Annotated in this window: 17 protein-coding genes and 2 tRNA genes; 8 read left to right on the top strand and 11 right to left on the bottom strand. The window is 71.5% G+C overall.

The window, feature by feature from the left end:
• Positions 1-29 precede the first annotated feature (29 nt).
• Positions 30-758, top strand: coding sequence for a 3'-5' exonuclease (locus tag FDO69_RS06360; RefSeq protein ID WP_104778751.1), 729 nt, complete (start codon positions 30-32; stop codon positions 756-758).
• A 72-nt stretch (positions 759-830) separates the two neighbouring features.
• On the opposite strand, the gene FDO69_RS06355 is transcribed toward FDO69_RS06360, so the two are convergent.
• Both FDO69_RS06355 and FDO69_RS06350 read right to left on the bottom strand, forming a co-directional pair.
• Positions 831-902, bottom strand: a tRNA-Val gene (locus tag FDO69_RS06355).
• A gap of 39 nt (positions 903-941) precedes the next feature.
• Entirely contained in the window at positions 942-1,388 is a 447-nt protein-coding gene (locus tag FDO69_RS06350; RefSeq protein WP_104778750.1) for an SRPBCC family protein, read from the bottom strand.
• 61 nt (positions 1,389-1,449) lie between these two features.
• On the opposite strand from FDO69_RS06350, the gene FDO69_RS06345 reads away from it, so the two are divergent.
• From FDO69_RS06345 to FDO69_RS06330, 4 genes are all read left to right on the top strand, one after another.
• Complete coding sequence (locus tag FDO69_RS06345) at positions 1,450-3,873, top strand: SCO7613 C-terminal domain-containing membrane protein (protein ID WP_104778749.1); 2,424 nt, start codon at positions 1,450-1,452, stop codon at positions 3,871-3,873.
• 131 nt (positions 3,874-4,004) lie between these two features.
• Complete coding sequence (locus FDO69_RS06340; RefSeq protein ID WP_104778748.1) at positions 4,005-5,651, top strand: helix-turn-helix domain-containing protein; 1,647 nt, start codon at positions 4,005-4,007, stop codon at positions 5,649-5,651.
• A gap of 260 nt (positions 5,652-5,911) precedes the next feature.
• The gene (locus FDO69_RS06335; RefSeq protein WP_104778747.1) at positions 5,912-7,258 is read left to right on the top strand and encodes a type III PLP-dependent enzyme domain-containing protein; all 1,347 of its coding nucleotides are present in this window, start codon (positions 5,912-5,914) and stop codon (positions 7,256-7,258) included.
• 11 nt (positions 7,259-7,269) lie between these two features.
• Complete coding sequence (locus FDO69_RS06330; RefSeq protein WP_104778746.1) at positions 7,270-7,476, top strand: hypothetical protein; 207 nt, start codon at positions 7,270-7,272, stop codon at positions 7,474-7,476.
• Between the two features lie 71 nt (positions 7,477-7,547).
• Here FDO69_RS06330 and FDO69_RS06325 read toward each other — a convergent pair whose 3' ends face one another.
• The 7 genes from FDO69_RS06325 to FDO69_RS06295 form a co-directional block, all read right to left on the bottom strand.
• Positions 7,548-10,283 carry an exo-rhamnogalacturonan lyase family protein gene (locus FDO69_RS06325; RefSeq protein WP_104778745.1) on the bottom strand — a complete coding sequence of 912 codons (2,736 nt, stop codon included), beginning with the start codon at positions 10,281-10,283 and terminating at the stop codon, positions 7,548-7,550.
• 114 nt (positions 10,284-10,397) lie between these two features.
• Entirely contained in the window at positions 10,398-10,982 is a 585-nt protein-coding gene (locus tag FDO69_RS06320; RefSeq protein WP_104778909.1) for a hypothetical protein, read from the bottom strand.
• Positions 10,983-11,034: 52 nt separating this feature from the next.
• Positions 11,035-11,922 (bottom strand): carbohydrate ABC transporter permease, encoded by an 888-nt coding sequence (locus FDO69_RS06315; protein ID WP_104778744.1) that lies wholly within the window; start codon positions 11,920-11,922, stop codon positions 11,035-11,037.
• Positions 11,919-12,920: a carbohydrate ABC transporter permease gene (locus tag FDO69_RS06310; RefSeq protein WP_167526532.1), complete on the bottom strand. Its 1,002-nt coding sequence runs from the start codon at positions 12,918-12,920 to the stop codon at positions 11,919-11,921. The genes FDO69_RS06315 and FDO69_RS06310 overlap by 4 nt, the downstream gene beginning before the upstream one ends.
• Entirely contained in the window at positions 12,920-14,209 is a 1,290-nt protein-coding gene (locus FDO69_RS06305) for an ABC transporter substrate-binding protein (protein WP_104778743.1), read from the bottom strand. The genes FDO69_RS06310 and FDO69_RS06305 overlap by 1 nt, the downstream gene beginning before the upstream one ends.
• A gap of 491 nt (positions 14,210-14,700) precedes the next feature.
• A tRNA-Val gene (locus FDO69_RS06300) sits at positions 14,701-14,772 on the bottom strand.
• 46 nt (positions 14,773-14,818) lie between these two features.
• A complete protein-coding gene (locus tag FDO69_RS06295) occupies positions 14,819-15,274 on the bottom strand; it encodes a TIGR02611 family protein (protein WP_104778742.1) in 456 nt (151 codons plus the stop codon).
• Between the two features lie 191 nt (positions 15,275-15,465).
• On the opposite strand from FDO69_RS06295, the gene FDO69_RS06290 reads away from it, so the two are divergent.
• Positions 15,466-15,879 (top strand): SsgA family sporulation/cell division regulator, encoded by a 414-nt coding sequence (locus tag FDO69_RS06290; RefSeq protein WP_004002642.1) that lies wholly within the window; start codon positions 15,466-15,468, stop codon positions 15,877-15,879.
• A gap of 330 nt (positions 15,880-16,209) precedes the next feature.
• Positions 16,210-16,770, top strand: coding sequence for a CGNR zinc finger domain-containing protein (locus FDO69_RS06285; RefSeq protein WP_104778741.1), 561 nt, complete (start codon positions 16,210-16,212; stop codon positions 16,768-16,770).
• Between the two features lie 113 nt (positions 16,771-16,883).
• Here the strand turns inward: FDO69_RS06285 and FDO69_RS06280 are convergent, their stop codons facing one another.
• Together FDO69_RS06280 and FDO69_RS06275 are read right to left on the bottom strand one after the other, a co-directional pair.
• Positions 16,884-17,102, bottom strand: coding sequence for a hypothetical protein (locus tag FDO69_RS06280; protein WP_104778740.1), 219 nt, complete (start codon positions 17,100-17,102; stop codon positions 16,884-16,886).
• 157 nt (positions 17,103-17,259) lie between these two features.
• Positions 17,260-17,709 carry a hypothetical protein gene (locus FDO69_RS06275; RefSeq protein WP_104778907.1) on the bottom strand — a complete coding sequence of 150 codons (450 nt, stop codon included), beginning with the start codon at positions 17,707-17,709 and terminating at the stop codon, positions 17,260-17,262.
• Between the two features lie 177 nt (positions 17,710-17,886).
• On the opposite strand from FDO69_RS06275, the gene FDO69_RS06270 reads away from it, so the two are divergent.
• On the top strand, positions 17,887-18,411 hold the full coding sequence (locus tag FDO69_RS06270) for a DsbA family protein (protein WP_104778739.1): 525 nt from the start codon (positions 17,887-17,889) through the stop codon (positions 18,409-18,411).
• The last annotated feature ends 3 nt before the right edge of the window (positions 18,412-18,414 follow it).

Genomic DNA, 18,414 nt, shown 5'->3' with positions numbered 1-18,414 from the left:
GCCGAAGGTGAACGAGGGGTTGTGTGGCTATGACGACGTGCTGGTACGAGGGGCCGCTGGCCGCCTTCGACACGGAGACGACGGGCGTGGACGTCGAGACCGACCGGATCGTGTCGGCCGCCGTCGTGGTCCAGGACGCGCCGGGCATCCGGCCGCGGGTGAGCCGCTGGCTCGTGAACCCGGGGGTGCCGGTGCCCGCCGAGGCGACGGCGGTGCACGGGCTGACGGAGGAGCACCTGCAGCGCAACGGCCGGTGGCCGGCGCCGGTGATGTACGAGATAGCGCAGGCGCTGGCGGAGCAGGCACACGCGGGGCGGCCGGTCGTGGTGATGAACGCGCCGTTCGACCTGACCCTGCTCGACCGGGAGTTGCGCCGCCACCGTGCCTCGGCGCTCGACCGCTGGTTCGAGTCGGCGCCGCTGTCCGTGCTCGACCCGCGGGTCCTGGACAAGCATTTGGACCGCTACCGCAAGGGCCGCCGCACCCTGACCGACCTGTGCGCGCACTACGGCGTGGCCCTGGAGGGCGCGCACGACGCGGCGGCCGACGCGGTGGCGGCGCTGGAGGTCACCCGGGCGGTGGGCCGCCGGTTCGCGTCCCGGCTGGAGCGTCTCGCCCCGGGTGAGCTGCACACCCTGCAGGCGGTGTGGCACGCGGCGCAGGCGCGGGGCCTGCAGGCGTGGTTCGCCCGCAGCGGTGTGGACGAGGCGGTCGACCCGGCGTGGCCGCTGCGTCCGGACCTGCCGGCGGCGGCCTGAGCACGCATCTGGCGTGGGGCCCGCGCGGGCATGAAAAAACCGGTCCGTCTGCGACGGACCGGCTGTTTCCGGTGGGCGATACTGGGTTCGAACCAGTGACCTCTTCGGTGTGAACGAAGCGCTCTCCCACTGAGCTAATCGCCCGGGAACGCACTGAACCATACAGGTCCGGGCACGCTTCCTTCAAACCGCTTGAAGGTGCCGGAGGAGTCCGCGCCGTCCGGACCGCATCATCAGCGCGTGATTGGCGCGGAAGAGGGGCCGTCCCGGTACGGCGAGGCGCCGCAGCAGCGGCTTGTGCACGCTGACGACCTGGTCGTACCGCGCGAGGCTGCCCGCCCGGTGCGGTGTGACGGTCCAGCGTGCCCAGCCTTCGATGTCCCCGGACAGGGCGGTCTCCAGCACGCCGGCCGCGGGGTCGCGCCGCGCTTCCCGCGCCGTGAATGTGATGTCGTACGGCAGGACGGAGCGGATGCGGATCACCCCGGTGGTGTCGTCGAGCCGGGTCACCTCCTGGACCTGGCGCCACCAGCGCGGGTAGTCCTCGGGGCGCTCCAGCACGCCGTACACCCTGGCCGGTGGTGTCGGCAGGGTCCACAGGGTGCGGAAGCGGTAATGGTTGAAGTCCATTCCGGCAGTCTGCCCACTCACGGCGCGGACTGTCTGAGTACGCGCCTGAGTACCCGCACTCATGCCGTACGAGGTGACGCGGACCACACTGCGGTACATGACCCATCTTCCGCCCCCGGCCGAGGAGTTGCGGCTCCTCGATGCCGAACTCTGGCAACTGGACGCCCGGCGCTCCCAGTTGCTGGCCCGTCGCGCCTGGCTGGTCGCGGCCCTGCACCGGACACAGCCGTCGCCCGCCCAGGCGTCACCGCAGCCGCCGCACACCGCACCCGCACCGCCGCGAGCGGAGACGGCCGCGCCCAGCGTGCAGAACGCGCTGCTGGTCCTCGGCGGTGTCCTGCTCACGCTCGCGGCGGCGGTGTTCACGCTGGTCAGCTGGGGGCACATGGGGATCGCCGGGCGGGCCCTGGTGCTGGGCGCGGTCACGGTGGCGACACTCGCCGCGCCCGTGGCCCTGCTGAAGCGGGGACTGCGGTCGACGGCCGAGGCCGTGGCGGGCCTGGGGCTCGCCCTGACCGTCCTGGACGCCTACGCGCTGCACGCGGCGGCCCTTCCCGGGACGGGCGGGACCGGCTACGCGGCCGCCGCGACGGCGGTGCTGGCAGCGGCCTGGACGGCGTACGGCCTGCTGCCGGCCACGTCCGCGCTGCGCCTGCCCCTGCCCTGCGCGCTGGCGGCGGCCCAGTTCCCGCTGCTGCTGGGGGCCCTGGCGGCCGACGCGGGTCCCTTTGTGGTCACGGCCGCGCTGCTGGTGACGGCCGGGCTGGACGCGGTCGCGGTGGTGCTGCTGCCGGCCGGGGCGGTGCGGGTCACCGCCGTCGTGGGCGCGTACGGCGTGGGCGGCTGGGGCGTTGCGGGTGCCGGCTGGCTGTCCCTGACGGCCGACGGTCCGGTCGACGCTTCCCGCGCCGGGGCGCTGCTCCTGCTCGCTGCGGCGATCGCCGTGGGTTCGGCCCGGCGAGGGCCGGGCGTCGGGCACGCCCTGGGCCTCGCGATCACGGCCGGGCTGCTCGTCGTGGGGGCGCTGGGTGGGGTGGCGCGTTCCGGGCTGCCGTCGCAGTGGGCGGTTCCGGCTCATCTGGTCGTCGGCATCGCCCTGTTGGCGGCGGTACGGGTCGAACGGCTGCCGGAGGCGATGCGGCGGGGTCTCGCCTGGGCCTCCGGTGCCGTACAGGCGCTGGCCGTGCTGTGGACGCTGCCCGTCGTGGCCGTGGTGCTGCTGGGACCGGCCGGATGGCTGGGCCGGGTGTGGAGCGGGGCACCGTCGGATGCCCGTGCGGCGGTGGTCGTCGACGCGCCCTGGCCGCCGCACGCGGCCGTGGCCCCGGTGGTGCCGGTGGCCGTGGCGGCCGTGCTCGCCCTGGCGGTCCGCGCGCAGGCGTGGCGTTCACGGGCCCGGCTCGGTGCTGTCGGCCTCCTCTGGGCCACGGCGCTGATCCTTCCGGCGATCCTGGAGATACCGTACGTCGCCGGCATGCTGGTCCTGGGCGTGCTGACAGCGGCCGCCCTGTACGCGTGCCGGATCACGTCGTCGGCCGCGCAGGTCACCGCACTCGTCCTCGCCCTGGTCACGGCTGCCGGTCTCACCCTGGTCTCCCTGGCGTCCCAGTCCGCGACCCTCGTCGTGCTGTCCGTGCTGACGGTGCTGTTCGGCGCGGTCTCCTGGCGGTCGGACGTCTCCCCGTTCACGGCTCCGGCGGCTCTCGTGAGCGCCGCCGCGCTGGCTTCGGCGTCGGGTGCCGCGGCGGACTGGCCCGCCTCCCGAACCGCCTTGCCCGTCCTGGCGGTCACGGCTGCCGCCGCGCTGCTGGCGGCGCGTCTCGGTGCGTCACGGGCGACGGTGCCCGTCGAGTCCGTGGGAGCCGCCCTCGGTCTGTTCGCCGTGGGACTGGCCGTCACCGACCCGCCGATGCTCGCGCTGGTGCTGGCCCTGTGCGGAGTGATCGCCGCGGGCACGGCCCTGCGCGCCGAGCGCCGCCCCGTCGGCTACGCGGCCACGGCCCTGTTCGTGCTGGCCGCCTGGGTCCGGCTGGCCGCCTGGGACGTCGGCACGCCGGAGGCCTACACCCTCCCGGTGACCGTCCCGGCGCTGCTGGTCGGAGCACTGCGCCGGCGCCGCGACCCGCAGGCCTCCTCCTGGACGGCATACGGCCCAGGGCTCGCCGCGACCCTCCTGCCGAGCCTGGCCGCCGCCTGGGCCGACCCGCAGTGGACGCGGCCGCTGCTGCTCGGCGGCGCGGCGCTGCTGGTCACCCTGCTGGGCGCCCGGCACCACCTCCGGGCACCGTTGGTGCTCGGCGGCTCGGTGCTGACCCTGGTCGCCCTGCACGAACTCGCCCCCTACGTCGTGCAGGTGACGGGAGCCCTCCCCCGCTGGGCACCCCCCGCCCTCGCCGGCCTCCTGCTGCTCGCCCTCGGCGCGACGTACGAGCAGCGGATCCGGGACGTCCGGCGGATGCGACAGGTCCTGCGGAGGATGAACTAGTGCCGTTGCAGGCGACGTCGGGGCAGCAGGTGCGCCGAGGCCGTCTCGACTGCGGACAAGTGCCGTGATGTCATACGTCTCCGATCGGCCGCCGTGCCATCGGCACGCTCGGGGCGGGGACAGGGGGCGGCATGACGGACCTGGGGGAATCGCGGGGCGGGGGCACGGGCACCGGGGACCAGGGGACACTGGAGCGCCTGCTCTCGGTGGTGGGGGTGGGAGCCGTGGAGTTGCACACGGCCCCGCAGGGGCTGCGGACGCAGGTCACCGGCGTCCATGTGCTGGACGCCCTGGAACCGGTCATCAGACCGCGGGAGTTACTGCTCGCGGTCGGTGTCGACCCGAGCTCGGCGCACGCGGTCGACGTGGTGCGCCGGGCCGGTGAGGCCGGTGCGGCGGGTGTGGTGTTCGGCCCGGGCCGGTCCGATCCCACCGTACGGGCGTTGCAGGCAGCCGCGGAGGAAGGCGGCACGGCGGTTCTCTTCCGCACCGCCTGGTGCACCTGGGCGCAACTCGTGGGGGTGCTGAGGGCCGGGCTGGCCGCGGCGGGTGCTCCCCCGATGCCCGCCACCAGCGGCGTGCCTCTGGGCGATCTGGACTCACTGGCCGACGCGGTGGCCAGCCTGGTGGGAGGCTCGGTGACGATCGAGGACACGGAGTCGCGGGTGCTGGCGTACTCGTCCACCGAGGAGAACGTGGACGAGATGCGCCGGCTGACCATCCTCGGCCGTCGCGTGCCGCCCTGGCGGGTGGCGGCCATGCGGGAGGCGGGGTTCTTCCAGGCGCTGTGGGGTGCGGACGACGTGCTGCACCGGCCCGCCCACGGGCAGGACCCGGAGCGTCTGGTGGGCGCCGTGCGGGCGGGCGGGGAGGCGCTCGGGTCGATCTGGGTGGCGGCGGTGGCCGGCCGCCCGCTGTCGCCGAACGCCGCACAGACGCTGCGCGCGGCCGCCCGGACCGCCGCCGCCCACCTGCTCCATCACCGCACCCACAGTTCGGACGGCCGACTGGTGGAGGACGCCGCCCGGGCGCTGCTGGAGGACCGTGGATCCGTCGAGGTGCTCGCGCAGCGGGCCTCGCTGCCGCCCCGGGAGCCCTGTGCCGTGCTGGCGGTGGGCATCGGCTCCGGCCACGCCGCGGACGACGGCCCGCCCGGGCTGTACGGCCTGCTGACCCTGCACTGCGCGGCCCTGGGCCACCGGGTCGTGGTGGTCCCGGCGGGCGGCGGGACCCTGGTGCTGCTGAGTGGGCTGGAGCGCGCCCCCGAGCGGGCCGACGGCCAGGTGAGACGGCTGGGGAACGCACTGGCCGATCAGCTGTCGGCGACGATCGGCTCGGCGGTGAGGGTGGGGCTCGGCGACGTGGTCCCCGGCCTGGCAGGGGCGCCCGCGTCACGCCGGTCGGCCGAGCAGGCCCTGCGGGCGCTCGTCGCGGCCGCCGGGCCGCACACCGTCGCGCGGAGCGAGGACGTCGCGGACACCGTGGGCATCCTCCAGGTCGTCGAGGCCCTGCGCGGGTTGACGCTGCCCCCGCGGACCTCGGTGGCCCGGCTGATGGAGTTCGACGCCGATCACGGCGGCAGTTGCCTGGTGGAGACCCTGCGCGCCTACCTCGACCACTTCGGCGACGTGTCCGCCGCCTCGCGCGCGCTGGGCGTACACGCCAACAGCCTGCGCTACCGGTTGCGCAGGATCAGGCAGGTGTCGGGACTGGACCTGGAGAATCCCGACGCCCGGCTGCTCGCCCAGGTGCAGTTGCGTCTGGGTGGGGAGTCCTGAGGCACACGCTCCTGAGTGACCGGCGACGAGGCGCGACCGAGGACGTGCCGTGCGCCGTTCGGCCCGGGCCACCATCGAAGGGCCTCCCTTTTGTCGTATCGCACAACGCCTGTGTCCGGCGGAGGAGTTGTTGCGTCCGACCGCCGTCGATGAGGCCCGCGTCTTTGACGACTCGACGAAGACGCCGTGCCGGTGCGGGCCCCAGCCTGGTGTTCCACCCGGGGCGGTCCCGGGCGCGGTACGACACCGGAAGGCTCGCCATGACCCGACCCACCCCCGCCGCCGAGCGGCGCGAACGGATCCTCCAGGAAGCGGTGCGGCAGGGACTGCTGGACGCCGGCCGGTCCCAGCTGGCCGCCTTCGTCGACCTCGACGGCGTCGCCGCGACCGTCGCGTCCCTGCACCGCGCCTTCCCCTGCGCGCCGCGTGTGCTGCATGCGTTCGCCGCCAAGGCGAACTGCCTGGTGCCGGTGCTGGCGGAGCTGCGGCGGCTCGGCATGGGCTGCGAGGTGGCAACCGCGGGGGAGCTGGCCCGCGCGCTGGCAGCCGGGTTCGCACCGGACCGGATCGTCTTCGACTCCCCCGCCAAGACGGAGGCCGAACTGCGGCACGCCCTCGACCTGGGTGTGACCGTCAACGCGGACAACTACCAGGAACTGGCGAGGATCGACCGGGCGCTGGGCGGCCGCGTCCCGGTCTCGCGGATCGGGGTGCGCGTCAACTCCCAGCTCGGCGGTGGCAGCATCGCCGCGATGAGCACGGCGACGAGCACCTCGAAGTTCGGCGTGCCCCTGGCGGACCCGGGAAGCCGGCAGCGGTTGCTGCGCGCCTACCACGACCACCCGTGGCTGACCTGGGTGCACACGCACGCCGGTTCGCAGGGCTGCCCGCTCGACCTCATGGCCGGCGGGGTCGGGCAGGCCGTGGCGTTCGCCGAGGAGGTCAACGCCTCGCTCGGACGGCGCCAGGTCGTCGGCATCGACATCGGCGGCGGACTCCCCGTCAACTTCGCCGACGACGAGGTCACGCCCACCTTCGACACGTACGTCCGGCAGCTGCGCGCCCAGGCTCCCGCCCTGTTCTCCGGCGGGTACGAGATCGTCACCGAGTTCGGGCGGTCCGTCCTCGCCAAGAACGGGTTCACCGCCGCGTACGTCGAGTACACCAAGAGCATGGGCGGCCGGCCGATCGCGGTCACCCACGCCGGTGTGCAGGTGGCCACCCGCACGGTGTTCAACCCCGACGCCTGGCCGCTGCGGATCGAGGCGCACGACGCGAGCGGCAGGGCCAAGCGGGGCGGACCGGTCCGCCAGGACATCGCGGGCCCCGCCTGCTTCGCCGGGGACCTGCTGGCGCGCGACCGCGCTCTGCCCCTTCTGGAACCCGGTGACATGGTCACCGTCCCGGACACCGGCGCCTACTACTTCTCGACGCCGTTCCACTACAACAGCCTGCCCGAACCCGCCGTGTACGGGGTCCGGACGAGCGGCGGTGTCCGCTTCGAACTCCTGCGTCCGGCGCAGGATCCCTGGGACGTGCCGGGCCCGGGCGGCCACGCCGTGTCCCCGCGGGAACGGGCGCACGAGCCCGCTCACCGCGTGGGGTAGGGGGCACCGAGGTGGCACACGCCGACCGTCGAGGGCCCGGCCGGGACGGACCGCTCATCAGTCAGCGCGCCGCGATCGTCTTCCTGCTGGCAGCCCTGGCCGGCATCGGTGCCACCGTCCTGGCGGCGCTGGCCGGCAATGTGTGGCCGGTCGCGGTGAGCGTCGGAGGCGGGGTGGTGGCCCCGGCCGTCCTGTTCTTCAACCAGATCATCGACTAGGACGAGCGGTTCCCGCCGCGGCGTCGCCACGGGAACCGCTCGTCGCGGTCTTCCGCCCGGTCAGCTTCCCGCTACGGCATCCTGTCGCCGAGCAGCGCCAGGTTCTCGATGGCGGCGAGGCCGTACAGCGCGGTGTCGTTCGTGGACACCCAGGTGGCCTCGCTGCCCGGCACCAGCGCGACCGGGCCGCTCACCTTCTCAGTCCGCCAGGGTGCCGACTCCTTGTAGCCGTCGGAGTTGTAGAACTTCTCCCAGGCCCGCTCGGCGAGCTTCTCGTCACCGGTCTCGACGGCCGCGTAGGCATCGAGGCGCGAGTGGCCCTGGAACAGCAGCAGGCTGCCGAAGTCGGAGCCGTAGCGGGCCTTCTGTTCGGCCTTGGTGGCGTTGAAGTACCGGCAGTAGTCGAAGTACGCCTCGTTGAACTTCGGCATGTCGACGAGGTCGATGAGCTCGGCGCACAGCTCGTTGAGGCCGAAGACGGCGGAGAGGTGCGAGACGCTGACGACCGGCTTGTCGGCGATGGCGAACTTGCCCGTGTCGAGGTCGTAGAGCCCGGTCCCCTGCACGAATCCGTTGGGCTGGGCCGCGATGGTCTCCATGGTCGACAGGACGCGTGCCTTGGCCTTCTCCCACTTCGGGCCCTTGCGCTCCCACTCCGTCAGCCAGGCCGAGACCAGGCCGCTCCAGTCCGTGCCGAAGCCGATCGACAGGGCGTGCCGGTCGGGTGTGTAGGGCTCGGTGCGGATCTTGCGGATGGGGTCGAGGACGAGGAACGTCTCGTCGGAGTCGACGTTGGCGTGCATGAGGTCGCCGACCCGTTCGTCCGCCGTGAGGAAGTAGTAGTAGCGCCGGTAGGTGGTGTTGGCGATGCGCTGCTGCTTGGCGCTGTCGGCGAAGTGCTGCACACCGTGCCGGGTGCCGAGGCCCGCCCACTTGCCCAGGTGGTAGACGTCGACCTCGCCGGTGTGCCGGGTCATGGCCTCGGCGAAGCGGAAGATGTCGGCGCGGCCGGAGCGCAGGTAGGCGAACCAGAGCCAGAGGTCGGGCGACAGTTCGGAGTTGTCCCAGGCGTAGCCGCCGATGTCGTACCGCCACTGGTGCCGGACGGTGTCGTAGGTGTGCATGATGTCGCCGTAGTCCCAGAAGCCGTACCAGCGGCGCTGCTCCACCTGGTCCTTGTAGTAGGTGAAGAGGAAGTCGAGGTGGTCCTCGATCTTCGCCTTGGCGGGGGTGGAGCGGTCGGGCTCGGAGTACAGGCCCGGCCCGAAGACCTTGGCCGTGATGAGCTGCTTGGGCGGGGCGGCCAGCTGCGGCAGCACGCGGACGGCCTCGACCTGCTCGGCGAACCGGTCGGGGCTCGGGGTCGTCTCGTTGGCCCAGAAGAGGAGTTCGGAGGTACGGGCGATGCCGTACGGGGTGCCGAACTCCGGCTCGTAGTCCTCGTAGGTGATGTTGAGGCCTTCGAGCTGCTCCGGGAAGGTGTCCTGGCCCATGCCGTCGTGGTAGAAGCGCATGTCCATGGGCTGCGCCTCGGGCGACCAGAGCCAGAGGGTCACCTCGGCCTCGTCGGTGTGGGCGTCCCGGATGTCGAGCTGGGCGGGGAACTTCTCCCAGAAGTCGCGCAGTCCGAAGGAGAACCCGCCGCTCGCCCCGCCCACGTAGCCGAAGCCGGAGGCGCGCCGGCCACCGCCCGCGGCGACCCAGCCGTGTCCCTTCTTGGTGCGCTTGCGCAGCGTGAAGCCGTCGGCGGACAGCTGCGAGAGGGTGTAGTCGCCCCATTCGGGGATGTACTGCAGCCGGGTCGTCACCCGCTGGTCCCAGGTGGCGGGGTCGGGCAGCTTGCGGCCTTCGAACTGGGCCGCCTGCACGGCCGCTCCGGGGTCCCGGCGCAGTCCGGTGATGCCCTTGACGGCCTCGCGCAGCAGTCCGGTGCCGTCGCCGCCGATGCGGATGTGGCGGTCGTACGACTCGTCCCGCAGGGGCACGGTGAAGCGGACTCCGAGGCCGCGGATGAAGTCGCCACTGGCCTTGCCGGGCTCCTGCGTGCCGTCGTAGGTGATGGTGTGCACCATGCGGAAGGAGTCGGCGCCCGCGTAGAAGTAGAGCCTGATCGAGAAGGGCAGCCAACTGCGGCCGCCCTTGCGGTGCTTGCCGTCGATACGGACGACCGCGCGGACCGGGCCCGCCTGCTCGACCTCGACCTTGGAGATCGCGCCGTCGAAGCGCTCGGTCCTGACCGCCCCCTGGTCCTCGTCCTCGATCTCGGGCTGGCGGATCAGCACGAGCCGGCCGTTCTTCGCGATCTCCGTCGAGCCGCGGGTGACGGACTTGACGAGGGTGGAGCCGGACGTGCCGATCCTCGCGGTGATGACGCCGGTCGAGATGTCGATGGCGCCGCCGCGCTTGTGCACGGTGACCTTCTTCTCGGGTGCGGCGGGCGTCCCGGCGGCGAGGGTGAGCTTGCCGTCACCGGAGGCGACCGCGTGCGCGGTCCACTTGAGGGAGCCGTCGGGCCAGTAGGCGATCGGCCAGGACTGCACGGGCACGGCCTTGCCGCCTGCGTCCGTCAGCGCGAAGGTCTGGTCCTTCTGGTACGCGCCCTTCGGCCAGGGGACACCGACGGTGGAGCCGGGTGCGGCGCCGAGGCCGCCGTCCTCCAGCCAGTCCAGGGTCACCGGGTCGGCGTCGGCCGCTTCGGCTCCGGGCGCGGCCTGGGCGTGCTGCGCGCCCAGCGCCCAGCTGAACTGGGCGGCGGCTCCGGTCACGGCGGCCGCCTTGAGAACGGACCTGCGGGGGATGGGAGACATGGCGATGCTGCCTTTCCTTGTCCGTGCGGGAAGCGAACGCGTACGTGGTCAGGGGCATGACAGAGTGAGGTGCGGCGCCGAGGCGCCGACCTGGAACATGGGGGGCACCGCCGTTCAGCGGTGCCGGTACCGCTCCTCCACGGCGACGGCCGCCGCCGCCACGGCCCCGAGGACGGGGAGCGCCAGGGGCGCGGCGAACCAGGCGGACACGGCCACCACGGCCAGCCCGCCGACGATCAGGAAGGACCCGGCCGGGTCGAGCACCGTACGGCGCCCGGCGTGCGCGAGGAGCGTCCGCCAGCGTGCGCCCGGCTCCCAGACCGCCGCCGCACGCAGCCCCGCCACGACGAGCCCGATCAGCGCCACGACACCGAGGGCCCCGACGAGCGGCCCGCCGGGAATCCCCGCCCTGGCCGCCTGCACGTCCACCCAGACCGCGGCCACCGCCGCCCACCCGGCGAGCCCGGCGAGCCACCCGCCGCGCAGGGCGGTGCGGAAGTCGGCGACGAACTCCCGGCGGCCACCGCCCTCATGGGCGGTACAGCGCCGCAGGTGCCGCGCCCCGGCCGCGAACGCGGCGGGGTAGGTGACCACTCCCAGAGAGGCCACCGCGATCCACACACCGGTCAGCAGGCACTCGGCGAACACCGCGAACCTTCCCCAAGCTCTCGACTCCGCTCGAGCAGGGGACGCCCCCATGGCCAGTGCCGACTCCCCGCGTGCCTTCACCCGTCTCCCGGTCATGCCCGCCTCAGCCCTTCAGACCCGACGTGGCCATACCGTCGATCAGATAGCGCTGGAAGGCCAGGAAGAAGGCGAGCACCGGCAGCAGCGCGACCAGTGACATGGCGATCATGCCGCCGTAGTTGGCCAGTCCCTCCTGGTCGACGAACATCTTCAGACCGAGCGAGACCGTGTACTTGTCGGGCTCGTTGAGGTAGATCAGCGGGCCCATGAAGTCGTTCCAGGAGTTGATGAACGTGAAGATCGCACTGGTGATCAGGGCCGGCCGGCTCAGCGGCAGCACGATCGACCAGTAGATCCGGAAGTGCCCGCAGCCGTCGAGCCGGGCCGCCTCGTCCAGCTCCTTGGGCATGTTGCGCATGAACTGCACCATCAGGAAGACGAAGAACGCCTCGGTGGCCAGGTACTTCCCGAGCAGCAGCGGCGTGTAGGTGTTGATCAGCTCCATGTTGCGGAACAGCACGTACTGCGGGATCAGCAGCACGTGGTACGGCAGCAGGAGCGTGCCGATCATCAGCGTGAACAGCAGATTGCGGCCTGCGAACCGGATCCTGGAGAAGGCGTACGCCGTCAGCGAGCAGGACACCAGGATGCCGATGACGGAACCGACCGCGAGGAAGAGCGAGTTGTAGAAGAACGTGGAGACGGAGATGTCGGCGATGCCGTCGGCCAGGCTCTTGTAGTTGGCGACGACGGGGTCGCTCGGCAGAAGGTCCAGGCTGCCGACGATGTCCTCGCTCTTCTTGAAGGACCCGCCGACGACCCAGACCACCGGGTACAGGATCACGGCGAGGACCAGCAGGGACCCGAGGTGCCAGGCGAGGGAGCCGGGCAGCTTGTGCCGGAGCGCCCCCGAGCCGGACGACTTGACGTCGGTGGTGGCCTGCGCGCTCATCGGGCGCCCTCCTCGTAGTGCACCCAGCGTTTCTGGGACCAGAACAGCACCGCCGTCACCAGGGCGACCGCGATCAGCAGGAGCCAGGCCATCGCGGAGGCCAGACCCATGCGGCTGTTCTCGAAGCCCTGGACGTAGAGGTAGCAGGTGTAGACCATCGACCCGTCGGCCGGTCCGCAGGCGTTGCCACCGGCACCGCCGCCGACGATGTACGCCGAGCTGAAGATCTGGAAGGAGTGGATCGTCTCCAGCAGGACGTTGAAGAAGAGGACCGGGGAGATCATCGGCAGCGTGATGTTCCAGAACCGCCGCAGCTTGCCGGCCCCGTCGACCTCGGCCGCCTCGTAGAGCTCGCGCGGGACCTGCTTGAGACCGGCCAGGAAGATGACCATGGGGGCACCGAACTGCCAGACGGTGAGCGCCACCAGGCTGTAGATGATCATGTCCGGGTCGCCGGTCCAGCCGCCGACGTCGATACCGAAGAGCTTTTGCGTACGGTCGACGATCGCGTCGTCCGAGAAGATCGCCTTCCAGACGATCGCGACGGAGACGCTCGCACCGATGAGCGACGGCGCGTAGAAGGCGGCCCGGTAGAAGGCCTGCCCGCGCCGGCTCTGGGCGAGCAGCAGCGCCACGCCGAGGGCGGCGATCAGCTTGAGCGGCGTGCCCACGGCGACGTACCAGAGCGTCACCTGCACCGAGTGGCGCCATCGCGGATCGCCGAACATCTCCGAGAAGTTGTCGAGACCGATCCACTTGGGGGCGTCGAAGAGGTTGTAGTCGGTGAAGGCGTAGTAGAGCGAGGCGATCATCGGGCCCGCGGTGAGCAGCAGGAACCCGGCGATCCACGGGGACATGAAGAGATAGCCGGCCAGGTTCTCCCGGCGCCGCCGCCGCTTGAGGGCGGCGGGGCGCTCGGGCTTCACCGGACCGTGCCGCGGCTCGGAGTCCTGGGACAGGCCCTCCATCGCAGGGGCGTGTGTCACGGTGGTTCCCATCAGGTGCTGAGAGCCGTCTTCGACTCGGTGAAGAACTGCTTGACGGCCTCGGCCACCGAACGCTTGCCCAGGCCGAGTTCCTCGCCGATGCGCAGGAAGGCGGCCTCACAGACGTCCGCGCCGTTCGGGTGCGGGGTGATGGGCTCCAGGACGCCCGCCTTGACGAGGGACTCCTCGTAGGCGGCGATCGCCTTGTTGACCTCGTCGGTCGGCTTGTACGCGTCGTACTGCGCTTGCGTCGCGGGCACGCCACGGTCGTAGCCCATGATCTTGGCGACCTCGGGGTCGTGCACCATGAAGTCGATGAACTGGGCGACTTCCTTGGGGTGCTGGGTGCGCTTGGAGGCGCTCAGCATGAGGGAGCCGAGGTACTGGCCGGTCTTCTTGCCGTCCGTGGTCGGGATGGGGGCCAGGCCGTACTCGCTCTTGCCCTCGGAGGTGTAGCGGACGGTGAAGTTGTCCCAGGTGAACTCACCGCCGGAGATCTCCCCGGCGACCGCCGACTTGGGCTTGATCTGGGCGACCTTCTTCTGGTTGGCGTAGCTGCCGTCCTCGACGCCTTCCTCGGCCTTCGTCCACCAGTCCGTCAGATCCGCCTCGGTGAAGCCGAGCGCGTCCTCGGTGAAGAACGCCTTGCCGTTCTGGCGCAGGTAGAGGTCGTAGAGGTACATGATGTTGTATGGGCCGGTGTCACCGGCACGCCCCGTCTTGTCACGGATCGTCTTCATCGCCGCGTGGTAGTCGTCCCAGGTCCAGCCCTGCTCCGGCTTCACCCCGGCTCGCGTGTAGACGGGCTTGTCGATGACCAGGGCCATGGAGTTCGAACCGACCGGAACGCCGAGCAGCTTGCCGTCGACCTCGCCGAACTTCTCGAGGCCCGCGCGGAATCCGTCCATCCGGAGGTTGCCGGCCTTGGCCTGCTCGCTCAGATCGAGCAGCACGTTCTTCGCGTCGTATTTCCGGAGGAAGCCGATCGCATTCTGGAACACGTCCGGCGGATTGCCGCCGGAGGCCTGGGTGTTGAACTTCTTCCAGAAGTCGAGATAAGGCTGGAAGTCCGTTTTCACCTTGATCTTCGGGTACTTCTTCTCGAAGAGCGCGATCGTCTTGTTGATTCGCTCGGCGCGGTCCTCCGCACCCCACCACGCGTAACGGATCGTCACCGTCCCGTCCGCGGAGGTCCCTCCGTCACCACCGCAGCCGGTCGTGGCGGCCAGCCCCAGCGTGGCTGCCGTGGCTCCGGCCGCCTTCAGGATCGTACGTCTCTCAACATTCCTGCCGTTCACCACGGTTGGACCTCCCCGCACGTCGTCCCGCTCGCATGAATCGTTTCAAGTAAGCGCTTGCTGGCACAAGGTACGGAGGGGCTGAGAGTGCGTCAATGATTCGGACAAGAATTTCTTACCGAGGCGGTGGGTGACGGGCCGGGCCCCGGAGGCGGGGCCGTGGGCCGGGTCGGGCTACCTCGCTGGTGACGACGATGTGGCCGAGGCGCCGAACGCAGAGGGGCGAGCCGGGCCGCGTTCGGGCGCGACCGAAAAGCGACGTCGGGCTCCTCGGACGGAGGGTGCGGGACGGGGGCCCTTTCCGGCCATGCGCCCGATCGGCGGGGGCGGTGTTCCGGCCACACCGCCGGACGGCGCTGCCCGCCTCGCGCAAGCCTTTCGTCAGCGCTCTCGCGACTACGGCCTCCCGCCCGCGCCAGGAGGCCCGACGATGCTCCGGCAGATACGACGACGGCAGCCCACCTGCGTGATCACAGGTGGGCTGCCGGTCCGGGTGGGCGATACTGGGTTCGAACCAGTGACCTCTTCGGTGTGAACGAAGCGCTCTCCCACTGAGCTAATCGCCCGGGCGCAGGAAGAACATTACCCCATGTCAGGGGGTGCCTGTGACGCTCACTGGTCCTTGATCTTCCACGGCATGACGATGCCGAACTTCCACAGGTAGACACCGACCAGGACGCCCACGATCACCAGCCCGACCGATGTCAGGATGATGTTGCGGCGCCGCACCTCGGGGTCGAGGGCACGCTGGGCCGCCTCGGTGACTTTCCGCTTGGTCCAGCGGAGCACCAGCTGGGCCCAGACGAACTCCGTCGCCCAGATCGCCATGCCGCCGAAGATCACGACCCAGCCCGGTCCGGGAAGCGGCAGCATGATGATGCCGGCCACCACGACCGCGAGCCCGATGATGAAAACACCGACCTGCCAGCTCACGTGCAGCGCCCGGCGCGCCTTGATGAATTCCGGCGCTCGCGAGCCGAGCCCGCGGTCCTGCTCGCCGTGCCCGCCCGGCCCCGTCCCGTCCGATGCCACGGCCACCTCGCCCGGCTCGTCACTCCCCGTATTCATACGGCCGAACACTACCCGAGCGAAACCAGTCACCGGAATGGACGCACGACGCGAACGATCCCTCGGCCGGAAGAGTTACGTAAAGGCACGCAAAACACTCAGAGGGGTTTACAACGGCACCGTAGGTGGCATGTCGATTTCGCCGACGTGCGAATCCCCGAGCGCACACTGAGCGAAAGGCCCTGGCGCTTATGAACACCACGGTCAGCTGCGAGCTGCACCTGCGCCTCGTTGTGTCGAGCGAGTCCTCCCTGCCTGTCCCCGCAGGCCTGCGGTACGACACGGCCGACCCCTACGCCGTGCACGCCACCTTCCACACCGGAGCCGAGGAAACCGTCGAGTGGGTGTTCGCCCGCGACCTCCTCGCCGAGGGACTTCACCGCCCTACGGGCACCGGCGACGTCCGCGTCTGGCCGTCGCGCAGTCACGGCCAGGGCGTCGTGTGCATCGCCCTGAGCTCGCCGGAGGGCGAGGCCCTGCTGGAGGCCCCGGCACGGGCCCTGGAGTCCTTCCTGAAGCGGACCGACGCCGCCGTGCCGCCCGGCACGGAACACCGGCACTTCGACCTCGACCAGGAGCTCTCGCACATCCTGGCGGAAAGCTAGGGCGAGGCCCCCACAAAGCCGCCCGGCGCCGTCCACTCGGGGAGACGGCTCGGGCTCGGACCACCGCATACGGGATGACACCGGCGCCGATACCGCGGCTCACGCGGTCCGGCGCCGGTTCGCGTGCGCTCCCCTCCCCCGCTCGCTCACATCCGCTGCCGACCGCTCGGGAACCCCGCGGGCCCTGCGGCCCTCGGGAACCTCCGTGGGCCCTGCGGCGTTGTATTCGAAGCCATGTGCGGGCATCTGGAGGGTCCGGCGGTGGCGGAGCCGTTACCATCGGCCAGCATCGGCGGGCGCCCGCCCGACCCTCAGGCCAGGGAGCGAATCGTGCTGATCACCCACGACACCCGGTGCGCCCTCGACACCGTGGTCGATCTGGTGAACACCGCACCGGAGGACGACACGGCGGCGGACGGGCTGCCGGACGTGGCGACCCTCACGGACTTCGTGCACAACCACGAGATCAGCGATGTCGGGGTGCTCTCGGACTTCGACCTCTCCGCCGTGCGCAAGATCCGCGCACGCTTCGCCGCCGTCTTCGCCGCCCCCGACGCCCGGACCGCCGCCGGGCAGATCAACGACCTCGTCGCGGCCGCCGGCACCACCCCCCGGCTCACGGACCACGACGGCTACGACTGGCATGTGCACTACTTCGCCCCCGGTGCCTCCGTCGCCGATCACCTGGCCGCCGACTGCGGGATGGCGCTGGCGTTCTTCGTGGTCGCCGGGGAGCAGGAGCGGCTGCGGCGCTGTGAGGCGCCCGACTGCCGGCGCGCCTTCGTCGACCTGTCCCGCAACCGCTCGCGGCGCTACTGCGACAGCCGCACCTGCGGAAACCGCCTGCACGTGGCCGCATATCGCGCGCGCCGCAAGGAGGCCGCGGGCTGACAGCCGTCGCCGGGCCGGAGACCGCGGACGTGGTCGATGCCGACGCGGCCCCTGCGCAGGCCGTCGATGCCGACGCGGCCCCGGCGGGTGACGCCGGGCACCGCGGGTCAGGCTCACAGCAACAGCAGATCGTGCAACGAGGCCATGAGCAGCAGGCTCCCGATCACCGCAAGGAAGATCATCAGCGGTGGCTGGGAGAGGGCGAAGAGGCAACCGCGCGGCTCGTCCTGCCGGGGACGTGGCTCGTCCTGCGGGAGAAAGGGCTCGTCCCGCGGCGGACATGGCTCGTCCTGCGGCGGTGCGGGGTCGCTCTGTTTCGTCGTGTCCAGCATCTCGCGGCGATGATGACGCAGTCGCCCCGCCGAACGCGATCAACGCACTCGTTCCGTGCGGGAGTGCGCCGATTCCGCGAGGTCCCGTTCGGGTTGTGATCACTTCCGCGCGTCGGCGGACTCACTGTGACGATTCAGCGGCGGGCGGGGGCGGCCGTCATATGCCGTGCTTCTTGAGGATGGCCTCGATGTCGCTGAAGTCGTCCTCGCCGCGGGACGCCGACGCGGGCCGGGACGCGGGGCGGGACGCGGGGCGGGAGCTCTGCCCCAGTGACGGTGCCGAGGCGGGTGCCACCGCGTCGGGCCGCTCGGCCGCCCGGGCCGCGGCCCTGCGCTCCTTGCGGGTGCCGCCGCGGCGGCGCTCCACGGCTCGTGTGGTCATGAAGAGCACCCACGCGACGCCGAGCACCCCGAACCCGGCCCAGGCCGTCGGGCTGAACGCGGTGTCGGCCAGCCACTCGACGACCCCCGTCATCACCAGGCCGATCGGGACGAGGGAGTAGGCCGCGACACGGACCGCGGTGAGGTAACGCTTGCGGTACGCCGTCACGACCGCGATGCCCAGGCCTGCCGCGGACACGGCGGAGCAGACGGTCTCGGCAATCATCCGGTCCTCCAGGCGTGGCACGGTCGGGTCGGAACGCTTCGTCCCTTCCATCCTGCACCCGCCGCACCCCGGCGGGCCATGCTCCGGGCCCGACATCAGGGACATCTCCGGGTCTCCTCCTCCGCAGGTGCCGATGCGGGCTGCGCTCCCGGTCGCACCTGCTGGAAGACTGTCGGTATGAGCGACTCCTCCTCCGACCGTTCCGCCACCCCCGTCCTCGAGGTCTGGTGCGACCTCCAGTGCCCGGACTGCCGTACCGCGCTGGACGATCTCCGTGCCCTGCGCGCCCGCTATGGCGAGCGTCTGGAACTGCGGCTGCGGCACTTCCCGCTGGAGAAGAACAAGCACGCCTTCGCCGCCGCCCAGGCAGCGGAGGAGGCGTGGGAGCAGGGCCGGGGATGGCCGTACACGGAGGCCCTGCTGGGGCGGGTCGAGGAGCTGGCCCGTGAGGGCGAACCCTTCCTGGTCGAGGTGGCCCGCGAACTGGACCTGGACGCCGAGGAGTTCGACACCGCGCTGGTCGACGGCCGGCACATCCTGATCGTGGACGCCGACCAGGCCGAGGGCAAGGCGATCGGCGTGACCGGCACCCCGACGTACGTCATCGGCGGTGAGCGGCTCGACGGCGGCAAGAGCCAGGAGGGGCTGCGCGAGCGGATCGAGGAGATCGCGGACCGGCTGCTGGCCGGGCAGGAACACTGACTC

Source organism: Streptomyces tibetensis (genome assembly GCF_007655005.1).
GTDB lineage: Bacteria > Actinomycetota > Actinomycetes > Streptomycetales > Streptomycetaceae > Streptomyces > Streptomyces tibetensis.
This window is presented reverse-complemented; position numbering and strand designations above follow the sequence as displayed.

Coding starts and splice junctions, on each gene's coding strand:
- FDO69_RS06345 (WP_104778749.1), top strand. CDS start 1,450: ATGCCGTACGAGGTGACGCGGACCACACTGCGGTACATGACCCATCTT.
- FDO69_RS06280 (WP_104778740.1), bottom strand. CDS start 17,102: ATGCTGGACACGACGAAACAGAGCGACCCCGCACCGCCGCAGGACGAG.
- FDO69_RS06335 (WP_104778747.1), top strand. CDS start 5,912: ATGACCCGACCCACCCCCGCCGCCGAGCGGCGCGAACGGATCCTCCAG.
- FDO69_RS06325 (WP_104778745.1), bottom strand. CDS start 10,283: ATGTCTCCCATCCCCCGCAGGTCCGTTCTCAAGGCGGCCGCCGTGACC.
- FDO69_RS06295 (WP_104778742.1), bottom strand. CDS start 15,274: ATGAATACGGGGAGTGACGAGCCGGGCGAGGTGGCCGTGGCATCGGAC.
- FDO69_RS06270 (WP_104778739.1), top strand. CDS start 17,887: ATGAGCGACTCCTCCTCCGACCGTTCCGCCACCCCCGTCCTCGAGGTC.
- FDO69_RS06315 (WP_104778744.1), bottom strand. CDS start 11,922: ATGAGCGCGCAGGCCACCACCGACGTCAAGTCGTCCGGCTCGGGGGCG.
- FDO69_RS06360 (WP_104778751.1), top strand. CDS start 30: ATGACGACGTGCTGGTACGAGGGGCCGCTGGCCGCCTTCGACACGGAG.
- FDO69_RS06350 (WP_104778750.1), bottom strand. CDS start 1,388: ATGGACTTCAACCATTACCGCTTCCGCACCCTGTGGACCCTGCCGACA.
- FDO69_RS06340 (WP_104778748.1), top strand. CDS start 4,005: ATGACGGACCTGGGGGAATCGCGGGGCGGGGGCACGGGCACCGGGGAC.
- FDO69_RS06290 (WP_004002642.1), top strand. CDS start 15,466: ATGAACACCACGGTCAGCTGCGAGCTGCACCTGCGCCTCGTTGTGTCG.
- FDO69_RS06320 (WP_104778909.1), bottom strand. CDS start 10,982: ATGGGGGCGTCCCCTGCTCGAGCGGAGTCGAGAGCTTGGGGAAGGTTC.
- FDO69_RS06310 (WP_167526532.1), bottom strand. CDS start 12,920: ATGGGAACCACCGTGACACACGCCCCTGCGATGGAGGGCCTGTCCCAG.
- FDO69_RS06275 (WP_104778907.1), bottom strand. CDS start 17,709: ATGATTGCCGAGACCGTCTGCTCCGCCGTGTCCGCGGCAGGCCTGGGC.